13 protein-coding genes are annotated in these 12,679 nt (G+C 72.9%); 3 read left to right on the forward strand and 10 right to left on the reverse strand.

The window, feature by feature from the left end; genetic code table 11:
- Positions 1 to 45 precede the first annotated feature (45 nt).
- From K8W59_RS01250 to K8W59_RS01270, 5 genes are read right to left on the reverse strand one after another with little or no spacing between them, the layout of a single operon-like run.
- Complete coding sequence (locus K8W59_RS01250) at positions 46 to 867, reverse strand: ABC transporter ATP-binding protein (protein ID WP_223396965.1); 822 nt, start codon at positions 865 to 867, stop codon at positions 46 to 48.
- Entirely contained in the window at positions 864 to 1,913 is a 1,050-nt protein-coding gene (locus tag K8W59_RS01255; RefSeq protein ID WP_223396966.1) for a FecCD family ABC transporter permease, read from the reverse strand. Before K8W59_RS01255 ends, K8W59_RS01250 begins: the two co-directional genes overlap by 4 nt.
- Positions 1,910 to 2,959, reverse strand: coding sequence for a FecCD family ABC transporter permease (locus K8W59_RS01260; RefSeq protein WP_223396967.1), 1,050 nt, complete (start codon positions 2,957 to 2,959; stop codon positions 1,910 to 1,912). The genes K8W59_RS01255 and K8W59_RS01260 overlap by 4 nt, the downstream gene beginning before the upstream one ends.
- Complete coding sequence (locus K8W59_RS01265) at positions 2,956 to 4,008, reverse strand: iron-siderophore ABC transporter substrate-binding protein (RefSeq protein ID WP_223396968.1); 1,053 nt, start codon at positions 4,006 to 4,008, stop codon at positions 2,956 to 2,958. The genes K8W59_RS01260 and K8W59_RS01265 overlap by 4 nt, the downstream gene beginning before the upstream one ends.
- Positions 4,009 to 4,058: 50 nt before the next feature.
- The gene (locus K8W59_RS01270; RefSeq protein ID WP_223396969.1) at positions 4,059 to 4,895 is read right to left on the reverse strand and encodes a siderophore-interacting protein; all 837 of its coding nucleotides are present in this window, start codon (positions 4,893 to 4,895) and stop codon (positions 4,059 to 4,061) included.
- A 162-nt stretch (positions 4,896 to 5,057) separates the two neighbouring features.
- On the opposite strand from K8W59_RS01270, the gene K8W59_RS01275 reads away from it, so the two are divergent.
- Complete coding sequence (locus K8W59_RS01275) at positions 5,058 to 5,489, forward strand: DoxX family protein (protein WP_223396970.1); 432 nt, start codon at positions 5,058 to 5,060, stop codon at positions 5,487 to 5,489.
- Between the two features lie 18 nt (positions 5,490 to 5,507).
- Here K8W59_RS01275 and K8W59_RS01280 read toward each other — a convergent pair whose 3' ends face one another.
- Together K8W59_RS01280 and K8W59_RS01285 are read right to left on the reverse strand one after the other, a co-directional pair.
- On the reverse strand, positions 5,508 to 7,031 hold the full coding sequence (locus K8W59_RS01280; RefSeq protein WP_223396971.1) for a hypothetical protein: 1,524 nt from the start codon (positions 7,029 to 7,031) through the stop codon (positions 5,508 to 5,510).
- A gap of 10 nt (positions 7,032 to 7,041) precedes the next feature.
- Positions 7,042 to 8,250 carry a PucR family transcriptional regulator gene (locus tag K8W59_RS01285; RefSeq protein ID WP_223396972.1) on the reverse strand — a complete coding sequence of 403 codons (1,209 nt, stop codon included), beginning with the start codon at positions 8,248 to 8,250 and terminating at the stop codon, positions 7,042 to 7,044.
- Between the two features lie 87 nt (positions 8,251 to 8,337).
- On the opposite strand from K8W59_RS01285, the gene K8W59_RS01290 reads away from it, so the two are divergent.
- The gene (locus K8W59_RS01290) at positions 8,338 to 9,459 is read left to right on the forward strand and encodes a ferredoxin reductase (protein WP_223396973.1); all 1,122 of its coding nucleotides are present in this window, start codon (positions 8,338 to 8,340) and stop codon (positions 9,457 to 9,459) included.
- Positions 9,460 to 9,490: 31 nt separating this feature from the next.
- Positions 9,491 to 10,735, forward strand: a complete 1,245-nt coding sequence (locus K8W59_RS01295; protein ID WP_223396974.1) for a fatty acid desaturase family protein — start codon at positions 9,491 to 9,493, stop codon at positions 10,733 to 10,735.
- 120 nt (positions 10,736 to 10,855) lie between these two features.
- On the opposite strand, the gene K8W59_RS01300 is transcribed toward K8W59_RS01295, so the two are convergent.
- The 3 genes from K8W59_RS01300 to K8W59_RS01310 are packed head-to-tail and all read right to left on the reverse strand — an operon-like array spanning position 10,856 to position 12,603.
- Positions 10,856 to 11,308: a PTS sugar transporter subunit IIA gene (locus K8W59_RS01300; RefSeq protein WP_223396975.1), complete on the reverse strand. Its 453-nt coding sequence runs from the start codon at positions 11,306 to 11,308 to the stop codon at positions 10,856 to 10,858.
- Positions 11,305 to 11,535, reverse strand: a complete 231-nt coding sequence (locus K8W59_RS01305) for a glucose PTS transporter subunit EIIB (RefSeq protein ID WP_223396976.1) — start codon at positions 11,533 to 11,535, stop codon at positions 11,305 to 11,307. The genes K8W59_RS01300 and K8W59_RS01305 overlap by 4 nt, the downstream gene beginning before the upstream one ends.
- Before the next feature lie 12 nt (positions 11,536 to 11,547).
- Positions 11,548 to 12,603 carry an SIS domain-containing protein gene (locus tag K8W59_RS01310; protein WP_223396977.1) on the reverse strand — a complete coding sequence of 352 codons (1,056 nt, stop codon included), beginning with the start codon at positions 12,601 to 12,603 and terminating at the stop codon, positions 11,548 to 11,550.
- Between the last annotated feature and the right edge of the window lie 76 nt (positions 12,604 to 12,679).

Below are 12,679 nucleotides of genomic sequence, written 5' to 3' on the forward strand. Positions count from 1 at the left end.
CGCACGAGCACGGCGTCGGGTTGCGTCCGATTCGCAGACGGTTCCTCAGCCCACGCGCTGCACGGGCGCGACGACCCGGTGCCGGCCGATCGGCAGCACCATCGGCTTGTCCGAGACCGGGTCCAGGATGACCCGGGACTCCATCCCGAACACCTCGCGCACCACGTCGGCGGTGAGCACCGCTGCCGGGTCGCCCGCGGCGTGCAGCCGGCCGCCGCAGACGGCGATCAGGTGGTCGGCGTACCTCGCGGCCAGGTTGAGGTCGTGCAGCACCATCACGATGGTGGTGCCGCGGGAGCGGTTGAGGTCGACGAGGAGGTCGAGTACGTCGACCTGGTGGGCCACGTCGAGGAACGTCGTCGGCTCGTCCAGCAGCAGCAGGTCGGTCTGCTGCGCCAGCGACATCGCGATCCACACCCGCTGGCGCTGCCCGCCGGAGAGCTCGTCGACCGGTCGGTCCGCGAGCTCGGTGGTGTCGGTCATCCGCAGCGCCTCGGCGACCGCCTCGTCATCGGCCGCGGTCCACCGGGCGAGCATCCGCTGGTGCGGGTGCCGGCCGCGCGCCACCAGGTCGGCCACGGCGATCCCCTCGGGCGCGATGGGGGACTGGGGCAGCAGGCCGAGGGTCTGCGCGACCTGCTTGGTGGGCAGCTTGTGCAGGTCGTGCCCGTCCAGGACCACGCGCCCCTCCCGCGGCGCCAGCAGCCGGGCCATCGCCCGCAGCAGCGTGGACTTGCCGCAGGCGTTGGCGCCCACGATGCAGGTGATCTGCCCGGGCGGGACGGTGAGGTCGAGGGCGTCGACGACCGTGCGGTCGCCGTACCCCAACGTCACGGTCTCGGCGCTGAGCGTGTGGTCGGCGGTCATAGCGATCCTCCCGCGCGGTTGGTGCGGATGAGCAGATAGACGAGGTACGGCGCCCCCAGCGCCCCGGTGATGACCCCCACCGGGTAGCGGGAGTCGAAGAGGAACTGTCCGGCCAGGTCGGCCAGCAGCACGAGGAGCGCCCCGGTGAGCGCGGAGGGGATCATCAGCGACCCTCCGGGCCCGACCAGCCGCGCGGCGATCGGCCCGGACAGGAAGGCGACGAAGGCGATCGGCCCGGCTGCGGCGGTCGCGAACGCGATCAGCGCGACGGCGGTGATGATGGACAGCAGCCGGGTCCGCTCGACTGGGACGCCGAGCGCGGCCGCGGAGTCGTCGCCGTGCTGCAGCAGCTCCAGCCCGCGGGACTGGCTGAGCAGGATCGGAGCGGCGACGGCCAGCGCGATCGCCAGCGGCAGGACCTGGGTCCACAGCGCCCCGTTGAGGCTGCCGGTCAGCCAGCGCATCGCCGTCGGCAGGTCCCACGCGGCGGCGCGGACGATCAGATAGGCCACGACGCTGTCGAGCATCGCCGCGATCCCGATGCCGATGAGGATCAGCCGCGTGCCGACGACCCCGTCGCGGTAGGCGAGCAGGTAGATCACCAGCGCCGTCACCAGGGCCGCGGTGATCGCGAGCAGGGACACCTGGGTCTCGCTCACGTCGAGCACCAGGATCCCGACGACGGCCGCGGCGCTCGCACCGGAGCTGATCCCGATGACGTCGGGCGAGGCCAGCGGGTTGCGCAGCATCGTCTGGAAGGTGACGCCGCCGAGCCCGAGCGCCGCCCCCGCGAGCACGGCGAGGCTGGCGCGCGGTAGTCGGAGCTCGCCGACGGTGAAGGACGCGCCCGGGACGATCTCCCCGAGCATCACCCGGAGCACCTCCCCCGGGCCGTAGAAGGTCTGCCCCACCATCAGGCTGACCAGGTAGACGGCGACGACCGCCACCACGATGACCGCGGTGACGATCCTCCGGTTGCGGGTACGTCGCCTCCGGCCGGCGACGATCGGGTCGCCGCGGCGGACGGTGAGGTCGACGGCGCTCACAGGGCACGCACCTTCTGTCGCCGCACGATCCAGATGAAGACGGGGGCGCCCAGCAGGGCGGTGACGATCCCGACGTCGACCTCCTCGGGCCGCGCGACCAGGCGGCCGGCGAGGTCGGCCGCGGTGAGGAGCGCCGCGCCGACGACGGTGGAGAACGGCAGCAGCCACCGGTGGTCGACCCCCACGAGGAGCCGGCACAGGTGCGGGACGGCCAGGCCGACGAACGCGATCGGGCCGGCCACGGCGGTGGCGGCACCGCACAGCAGGATCGCGCCCGCGGCGGCGAAGATCCGGGTGCGGGTGACGTGCTCGCCGAGCCCGGCGGCCACGTCGTCGCCGAGGGCGAGCGAGTTCAGCCCGCGCGCGGCGGCCAGGCAGATGAGGGCGCCCACGGCGAGGAAGGGCAGCACCAGCATGATCCGGGGGTACGTCGCGCCGCCGACCCCGCCGATCTGCCAGAAGCGGAACTGGTTCATCACGTCGATGCGCGGGAGCAGGATCGCGCTGATCAGCGAGCTGAACGCCGCCGACGTCGCTGCTCCGGCGAGCGCGAGCTTGAGGGGCGTCGCACCGCCGCGCCCGAGCGAGCCCACGACGTACACGAAGGTGGCCGCCACCGCGGCGCCCGCGATGGCGACCCAGATGTAGGCGGACGGCGAGGACAGGCCGAAGAAGGCGATGCCGCTCACGACCGCCAGGGAGGCGCCCGTGGTGACGCCGAGGATGCCCGGGTCGGCCAGCGGGTTGCGGGTCACGCCCTGCATCACCGCGCCCGCCATGCCGAGCGCGGCGCCCACGATCATCGCGAGCAGGGTGCGCGGCACCCGCTTCTCCACCGCCGCCTGCGCGAAGGTCTCCGCCTGGCCGCCCACTCCGGCGACGATGTCGGACCAGCCGACCGAGCGGACGCCGAACGCCACCGAGGCGACGGCGGCCAGCCCCAGCGCCGCGATCGCGACGAGGAGCCAGACGAGCCGAACCGGCACGGGCCGCCGCCGAGGTTCGGCGGCCGCCCGTGCCGGCGCGGTGGCGAGCGTGGTGGTCACCCGACCTTGCCCGCCGCGGTGTCGATCAGGTCGAAGTAGTCGTCGATCCCCCACGGGATCGACAGCGGCGAGGGATTGGCCTGGGCCGCGATCGGGGTGTTGTCCTCCAGGACCACGACCGAGCCGCGCTGGATCGCCGGGACCTTCGAGAGCAGGGGGTCCTTCTTCAGCGCCGGCATCAGCTCGTCGGTGCCGTAGGCGATGATCACGTCGACGTCGTCGAGCTTGCCGGCCTCCTCGGCGCTGATCGTGGAGTAGTACTCCTCGGTGCCCTCCGAGGCGTCCTCGACGACCTTCGGGTGCTCCATGCCGTAGTCCTCCAGGAAGGCGGGCCGCGGGTCGTGGGAGGTGTAGAACCCGACCTGGCTGAGGTCGCTGGGGTCGAGGCTGGCGAACATGACGGTCTTGCCCTTCATGTCCGGGCGGTCCGCCACGGCCTTCTTGACCTGCTTGTCCAGGTCGTCGTTGAGACGCTCGCCCTCGGCCTCCATGCCCATCGCCTCGGCGTCCATCTCGACCATGTCCTCCAGGGACGTGCCCCAGGCCTGGTCGGGGTAGGCGACGACCGGCGCGATCTTGGACAGCGTGTCGTACTCCTCCTGGGTGATGCCGGAGTAGGCGGCCAGGATCACGTCGGGACGGGAGTCGGCGACGGCCTCGAAGTCGATGCCCTCGGACTCGTCGTAGAGCGTCGGGGTCTTCGCGCCCAACTCGGTGAGCTTCTCCTCCACCCAGGGCAGCACGCCGTCGCCGTCGTCGTCGCCGTAGGTCACCTCGGCCATGCCGACCGGCACGATGCCCAGCGCGAGCGGCACCTCCTGGTTGGCCCAGGCGACGGTGGCGACCCGCTCGGGCTTCGCCTCGATCGTGGTCTCGCCGAAGGCGTGCTCGATGGTCACCGGGAACTGCCCGGAGCCGGAGTCGGAGCCAGCGGCCGAACCCCCGTTCCCGTCGCTGGCGTCCGAGCTCCCGCAGGCGGCGAGCAGCAGGGTCGCCGCTCCGCTTGCCGCGACGACGCCGAGGCGGCGCCGGGTCAGGGTGAAAGACATGATGCTCCGTTCAGATTGCCGTGGTTGAGGGAGAAGGGCCGCCGGGGCGGTCAGCCCTTCATCGCGACGCCTTCGCGCCAGTAGCCCATGAAGGCCACCTGCCGCCGGTCGAGCCCGACCTCGCGGACCAGGTGCCGGCGGATGGACGTGACGGTCCGGGACTCGCCGGCGACCCACACGTAGAGGTCGTCTCCGGGCTTCGGCTCGGGCTCGTCGGGGATCTCCTCGCCCGAGGAGGAGTAGCGGGGGGTCTCCCACAGGTCGGGGTCGACCTCGAGGTCGGTCGGGCGCGCGGACGCGAGAGCCCCGACGGGGACCCGCAGCTCGTGGTGGGCCTGCACGGCCGCCAACAGCTCCGCGCCGTAGCGCGCCTCGTCCCGCGGGAGCCAGCGGACCTCGACCCCGGCGGGGGCGTCGATGGGGAGGATGTCGGCGGCGCTGGGGATCTCGAGGTACGCCGTACCGACGACGTCGCGGTCGACCTGCTCGAGGATCGCCGAGATCGCCGGGACCGCGGTCTCGTCGCCGGCCAGCAGGATCCTGGCGGCGTCACCGGGCTCGTACTCGATGCCGCCGAAGAACTCGCCGCGGCGCGGCGCGATGATGCCGACCCGGTCGCCGACCTCGGCGGTGGCGGCCCAGCGCGAGGCCGGGCCGGAGGCACCGGGCTCGAGGTGCAGGACGAAGTCGACGACCAGACGGGGGCCCGGTCGGACCGCGCGAACCGTATAGGTGCGCATCACGCCGTCGAAGAGCAGCTTGATCCGCTGGTCCAGGGTGGGACCGTCGACCCCGAAGTCGGCGAGGTCGTCGCCGCCGAGCTCGACGCGCAGGAAGGTCGGGGAGATGCGCTCCACGGCCGTCACGACCGCCTCGCCCTTGATCATGGTCCCGTCCCCTTCCGTGGTTACTTAGGTAAGGCTTACCTGTTCTCGGCAATTGTGCAACACGGCCGTTTGCTAATGGGGATCGGGGTGGGGCCAGCCGGCCCCCGGGGCTGGGGGCGTCTGCCTACGGTGGCGCCGTCCTCCCCCTAACGAAAGGCAGTGATGAGCAGACTTCTCGTGCAGCACCCGCCCCAGTCGATGCGAGACCTGGGCCTGTTGATCGTCCGCGTGACGGTCGGCCTGGTCCTGGTCGCGCACGGATGGCAGAAGCTGCAGCAGGGCCCCGCGGCGGTCGCCGAGGGCTTCGCCGCGATGGGCATCCCCGCTCCCGAGCTGGCCGCCTGGTTCGCGCTCAGCGTGGAGCTGGTCGGTGGCGCGCTGCTGGTGCTCGGACTGCTGACTCCGCTCATGGGTGTGCTCGTCGCCGCCGACATGGCGGGTGCGTGGTGGTTCGCGCACCGTGGCAACGGGGTCTTCGTGTCCGAGGGCGGCGGCGAGCTGGCGTGGATCATCGGCGCGGTGGCGGTCACCCTCGTGCTCGCCGGTGCCGGCCGTTTCTCCGTCGACCGGGCGCTGGCACGCTCAGGCGAGTGAGGCTCGGGGGTACGGCGGTCAGCGCAGGCCGCCGTACCCCAGCACCGCCGCCAGGCCGAGGGCCGAGCGCGGTGCGAACGCGGCGCGCCACAGCCCGCCGTGCACGGCGTCGCGCGCCTCGGCCTGCCACGGCTCGTCCGCGCGCGGCGGGTCGGTCATCAGGTCGTGCACGAGCAGGGCGGCCATCAGGACCCGCGTGGTGTCGGGCTCGAAGACCTCCACGCCGAACCGGTGGGCGCCGGCGTAGGCCGCGGCGAGGGCCTTGTTCTTGACCACCGAGCGGGTGCGGGTGGGCGGCGCGACGTTCATCGAGGTACGGCGTCCCTCGGCCCGCTCCGCGGTCGCCCGCCACCGGTGGATCCGCTTGCCGAGCGCGTAGTTGGGGCCCTGCTGCGGCACCAGGCTGTCGCAGATGCCGGGGTCGGCGCCGGGCAGGTAGGCCCGCGCCAGGAGGCGGCCGCCGGTCATCCCGCGCAGCATCCGGCCGGGGCCGCGCGCGACCCGGCCGCGGGTCTCGTAGTTGCGCACCGACTGGGCCACCGCCTCAGGCGGGACGGCGAACACGTCGGTGGGGGTGGCCATGAACGCCAGCACCGTGTCCGGGCGCCGAGCCGTCAGCCGCGTCGCCAGGGCGTCGCTGGCCGCGGAGAGCCGCAGGTTGGTGCCGCCGTCGGCGTAGACGTAGTTGCCCAGCACGAGGTCGTCGCCGTCGAGCGCGTCGACCCAGGCGGCGACCCGCGGCAGGTCGGTGAGCAGGTCCAGCCCCGCCCGTCCGGTGTCCGGGGCGCCGCCGGGGGTGTGGAGGGGGACCAGCAACCTGCCGGCCGACGCGGCCGCCTGGGCGACCACCCGCGACCACAGCTGCTCGCGGGGCAGGTCGACGCCGGCGACCGTGGCGCCCCAGTCGAGCAGGACGGGTGTCGGCCCGATCTCGGAGCCGGCGCCGAGTGCGACCACGGTGCGGCCCCGCAGGGAGAGCCAATCGGGGTTGACCGCCACGTCGCGTACGGCGGCCGCCGCCGACGGCTCGAGCACGCCGTCCTCCTCCCAGCGGTCCAGCTGGGCGGCGAGGTCGGAGCCGGCCAGCAGCCGGCCGCGATAGGGGATCGCCAATTCGCGCGCCGGCTCTCCGGACCCTTCGACGGTGAGGGTGTCGGGTGTCTCTGCGGGCTGGTCGAGCGCGGCGGCGAGCGTGGTCTCGCCGCCGTGCGGCTCCCGCCCCTGTCGCCGGTCGAGCCCCCCTCGCCGGTCGAGCCTGTCGAGACCTCCGCCCCGCCAGACCATCCGACCCGCGACGGAGTCCAGGCCCGCCCGGACGGAGGCGACCGCGCCCTCGGGCCGGCCGATCCCCGCCTCGACCAGGCGCCGGAAGTGGAGGAGGTAGCCGCTGCGCCAGCTGGTCTCCCCGCGCGCGGACCGGGCCCCGACCGGGTCCAGCGGGTCGAGCGCGTCGCCGACGACGGCGCGGCCGAAGGCCGACGTACTCCTGCCGCCGTCGGCCTCGGGGAAGTCGACACCGGTGCTCTGGGTCTCCTCAGCCATACCCGGCAACCTAGCCGTTGCCGCCGGCGGCTCCGAGCGCCAGGACGAGCTCGAGGACGACGTGCGGGTCCTCCAACCGGTCGCCGTAGAGGTCCCGCAGCTGCCCCACGCGGTAGCGCACCGTCTGCGGGTGCACGAACAGCGCGGCGGCTACCTCCTCGCGTCGCCCCTGGTGCAGCAGCCAGGCCCGCAGCGTTTCTTCCAGCTTGGCCCGCTGGGTCGGGGTGAGGTCGGCCATCGGCGCCAGCGCCCGCTCGCGCAGGTCGGCCAGGGCGTCCCGGTCCGCGCCGAGCACCAGCGCGGCCAGGTGCTCCTCGGTGTCGAGCGCCGCGCCGTCGTCGGCGCCGGGCAGGCTCAGGCCGCGCAGGGCTCGGAGGTACGACGCCCGCGCGGCCTCCCAGGGCCGGGTCGGTCCCACCACGGCATGCCGGCCGGCCAGATCGCGCAGCAGCCGTCGCCGGGTCCGCGCGGTGACGCCCGGCACCAGCAGCACGGTCAGCCCTCGGTCGGAGGGGAGCCCCGGCGGGTCCTCCGCGGCCTGCAGCGACCGCGGGTCCAAGACGGTCAGCGCCGGCCGCGCCTGGGATTCGGAGAGCACCACCGCCGTCAGGGTGCGGGGCGGCGTCCAGTCCGCCCGCTCGGCGGCGGCCACCAGCGCGTCGTGCGGCTCACCGCGCAGGAGCGCCTGCGCCAGCCGGTCGAGGTAGCGCTCGCGCACCCGGCCGGTGGTCGCCAGCTCGTCGGCGTGCCCGGCCACCGAGGCCGCCGAGAGCTCGTCGATGTAGGCGAAGACCAGCTCGGCGAACCTGGCCAGCGTGTCGGCGGGCACCCCCTCGGCCACCGCGGTCTGGGCCAGCTCGCGCCAGGCCACCCGTGCCCCGACCCGATAGGCGGCGAGCAGGTCGTCCGCCGTACGCCCGCTGCGGGCCTCGCCCCGCCCCAGCGCGTAGGCGCCCTCGATGGCCGGGGACAGCGGCGAGCCGGGGTCGCGCTCGTGGTGGCCGCGCTGGGCCACCCGGAGGAAGCCGGCCAGCGCCATCTGGACCGCGTTCTCGATCGTGGCGCCCATCGGTCCGCCGAAGGCATCGCGGTAGGACGCGACCTCGGCCATCACCGCCTCGATCGTGGTGGTCGCGACCTCCGGCAGGCGCGAGCGGAGGACGTGCACGACGGTCGTGTCGAGCCGGATCGGCTCGCCGTCGCCGACCGCCTCCGGCATATTTGTCTCCTGTGAACAAAGAAGTGGGTGAGATTCACCTGACCTGGTCATGAATCTACCCGGTCCGGACGGGCAGAGTGAACCCTGATGACCAGCACACTCGACGCTCCCTTCCGCGGCCGCCGCCTGCGCGACCGCGCGATGCGCGTTGCCGAGGCCGCGACCACCCCGATCGCGCCCGCGGACTTCCTCGACCTGTTCGCCCCGCTGCGCTCCGGCGCGGACCTGCGCGGCCGGATCGAGGAGATCCACCCCGAGACCCGCGACGCGGCCACCATCGTGATCCGGCCCGGCGCCGACTGGGCCGGCCACGTGCCGGGTCAGTACCTCCGGATCGGCATCGACGTCGACGGCGTCCGTCAGTGGCGCGCCTACTCGCTGACTCACGGCCCGCGCCGCGACGGCCGGATCTCGATCACCGTCAAGGCCGTGCCCGGCGGCGTGGTGAGCAACCACCTGGTGCACGAGGCACGCCCCGGCACCCTGGTCCACTTGGAGCAGGCGGCCGGCGAGTTCGTCCTGCCGCCCGCCGGTGGCAAGTTCCTCTTCGTCACCGCCGGCTCCGGCATCACGCCGGTCATCGGGATGCTGCGCAACCTCTACCCCTCCACCGACTCGGGTGTGCTCCGGCTGCCGCGCAGCGAGGTCCACGACATCGTCGTGGTGCACGTGGCGCCCACCGAGCCCGACTCGATCTTCGCCCGCGACCTGCGCGCGCTCGCCGACTCCGGCGCGGTCCGCCTCGTCGCGAGGTACGACGACACCCACGGCATCCTCGACGTGGCCGACCTGGCCACGCTAGTGCCCGACCTGGCGGAGCGCCGTACCTTCGCGTGCGGCCCCGCCGGCCTGCTGGACGCGCTCGCCGCGCACCACGAGGCCGCCGGGCTGGAGCTCTCCACCGAGCAGTTCCGCCCCGCCCGGGTCGAGGCCGGCGAGGGCGGCACCGTCACCTTCGGCGGCGCCGGCAAGGACGTCGAGGTGGACGGTGCCCAGCCGATCCTGGACGCGGCCGAGGAGGCCGGCGTCCTCATGCCCAGCGGCTGCCGGATGGGCATCTGCATGGGCTGCGTGATCCCGATGACCGAGGGCTCGGTGCGCGACCTGCGCAACGGCGAGGTCACCACCGCCATCCCCGGCGAGTCCGGCGCGATCAAGGTGCAGACCTGCATCAACACCGCCGCCGGCCCCTGCCACTTCGACCACTGACTCCCGACCGACTCCCCACGAAGGAGACGCCATGACCGCGATCCAGAAGAAGCCCGAGAACCCGATCGAGCACCTCACGCCGGAGGACATCGAGCAGCTCGGCTACGAGCTCGACCAGATCCGCCAGGACGTGATCGACAGCCGCGGCGCCTCGGACGCGCACTACATCCGCACCGTCATCAAGACCCAGCGCTACCTCGAGCTCGGCTCCCGCGCCGTCCTCCTCTTCTCCGCCTTCCCGCCCGCCTTCGTCGCCGGCACCGCGGGCCTGTCGCTGGCCAAGATCCTGGACAACATGGAGATCGGCCACAACATCCTGCACGGCCAGTGGGACTGGATGCGCGACCCGAAGATCCACTCCTCCACCTGGGACTGGGACAACGCCACCCCGGCCGAGCAGTGGAAGCACTCGCACAACGAGCTGCACCACACGTACACGAACGTGATCGGCAAGGACAACGACCTCGGCTACGGCATCATGCGCGTGGACGAGGACCAGCCGTGGCACCCGTTCTTCCTGGCCCAGCCGGTGTGGTGCTTCATCAACGCGGTCTTCTTTGAGTACGGCATCGCCGCCTACGACCTCGACCTGGGTGCTGCGATCAAGAAGAAGCAGACCAAGGACCCGGAGTTCCGCCGCCGCGCCAAGCAGGTGCTCGGCAAGATCCGCAAGCAGGTCACCAAGGACTACGTCGTCCACCCGGCACTGTCGATCGTGACCGGCTCCGCGCTCACCACCCTCGCGGCCAACTTCACCGCCAACGTGGTGCGCAACCTCTGGTCGAACTCGGTCATCCTCTGCGGTCACTTCCCCGAGGGCGTGGAGACCTTCGAGAAGCGGTCGATCGACGGCGAGACCCGCGGTGAGTGGTATGTCCGGCAGATGCTCGGCTCGGCCAACATCTCCGGCTCCAAGGCCATGCACATCATGACCGGCAACCTGTCGCACCAGATCGAGCACCACCTCTTCCCCGACCTGCCCAGCAACCGGTACGCCGAGATCGCGCCGCGGGTCAAGGAGCTGTTCGACAAGTACGACCTCAACTACCACTCCGCTCCGCTGCCGCAGCAGGTCTACTCGGCCTGGCACAAGGTCTTCCGGCTGTCCCTGCCCAACAACTGGCTGGACACCACCGACCGGAGCAACCTGCCCGAGCAGGTGAAGATCCTGTGGGCGATGACCACCAAGGGTCCCCGCGTGCGCCGTGCCGCGCAGGCGCGACTGAACCAGCAGGCCCGCCGCAAGGCGGCCGCCGGCCTGCTGCCCGCCGCCTGAGGCGGGCTCCCTCCCGCGTAGTCCGCAGCCTGTCGTCGTCCCACTGGGGGGTGTACGGCGTGCGACAGGCTGCGGACTATCGGTCCGGGTGCGTCTTCACCCGCCCGCCGACCGGGAGACCTACGCCTCGACCGTGAAGAGCGGCTGCTTGGCCGAGACCGGGCCGGGGGCGGGCAGGTCGAGCGAGTCGGGGGCGCGGTCCATCACCACGACCGGCACCTGGGGCGAGAGCCCGCGGGAGGTGACGAAGGTGGGGTCCCAGCGGACCATCCGGTCGCCGGCGACGACGGTGTGCCCCTCGACGGTGATCAGCTCGAAGCCCTCGCCGTCCAGCTTCACCGTGTCGATGCCCAGGTGCACCAGCACCCCGAACCCGGCGTCGGTGAGCACCACGAACGCGTGCGGGTGCGCCTTGACCACCCGCCCGGAGACGGGGGAGAGCACGTACTGCCGCCCGTCCTCGGGGTCGATGAGCACGCCGGGGCCGACCATCTGCTGGGCGAAGACCGGGTCGACGGACTCCGCCACCGGGCGCAGCTGACCGCCGCAGGGTGCGAGGACCTCCACGCTCACATCAGGTCCTCGATGTCCTCGGCGAGGGTGTCGGCCTCCGGGCCCACCACCACCTGGATCACCGTGCCGGTCGCCATCACGCCGTGCGCGCCGGCGGCCTTGAGAGCCGCCTGGTCGACCTGCGAGGCGTCGTTGACCTCGGTCCGGAGGCGGGTGATGCACGCCTCCATCTCCACGATGTTGTCCGCGCCGCCGAGGCCCGCGAGGATCTGCTCCGCCTTGCTCATGTTCTCTCTCCTTCAGCCCTGGGGTCCTGAGTCTGGATCGGTCTGGGTGACTTTGGAAAGACCCCGCGGGTTGTCGGGGTCGAGCCCGAGCCGGCGCGCGAACGCCTCGACGAGCAGCTGGCTGGGCACGATCGCGCCGAGCGGCGCGAGCGGTTCGGAGAGGTCCGGGCCGGGTACGGCGACGTCCACGGCCGCCGCGAAGGCCGGGTCCCCGCCGAGGCCGACGACCCGCGCCCCCCGGCCGCGCAGGTCGTCGGCGAGCTCGGTCATCGGGCCGGTCATCGGCCCGTCCGGCGCGGCGAGCAGCAGCGCCACCACGTCGGTGTCGACCACCGAGATCGGCCCGTGCCGCAGGTCGGCGTAGGAGTAGCCGCGCACCGGCTGCAGGCAGGTCTCCTCCAGCTTCAGCGCCGTCTCCAGGGCGGTGCCGAGCATCAGCCCGCGACCGCTGACGACCAGGTCCTCGGCGGCGTCGAGCAGCTCCAGGGCGGCGTCGGGGACCGGGGTGTCGACCAGCCGGGCGACCACCTCGGGGGACCGGGCGAGCTCGGCGTCCAGGGCGGTGGGCTCGGGAGCGAGCGCCGTACCGACCACTGCCATCGCGGCGAGCTGGCCGAGATAGGACTTCGTCGCCGGTACGGCGATCTCGGGGCCCGCCTGCGTGACCAGCGCGAGGTCGGCGCCGGTCGCGAGCGGGGAGTCGCCGTCGTTGGTGACCGCGACGGTGGTGGCCCCGCACTCGCGCGCCCAGGCCTGGGACTCCACGATCTCCGCGGTGCGGCCGGACTGGGAGACCGCGACCACGAGGGCGTCGCTCAGGTCGAGGCGGGTGCGGTAGTGGGTGGCGATGCTCGGTGCGGCCAGCCCGGCGTTGACCCCGGCCCACGCCTCGAGCAGGTAGCGGCCGTAGATCGCCGCGTTGTCGCTGCTGCCCCGGGCGACGAACAGGACCCGACCGCGGCCCTCGGCCAGCCGGCGTACCTCCTCCCGCTGCGGCAGCAGGGCGTCCAGGGTGCGCTGGAGCGCCTCGGGCTGCTCGCCGATCTCGCGCCGCATCTGGCTGACCACGGATAGGCCTCCTTCGGCCGGGCTGCTTGACAGGGTGACCACGGTCACGGTCAACTGGTACGTACCAGACCGTATC

The sequence above is a fragment of the Nocardioides rotundus genome (genome assembly GCF_019931675.1).
GTDB lineage: Bacteria > Actinomycetota > Actinomycetes > Propionibacteriales > Nocardioidaceae > Nocardioides > Nocardioides rotundus.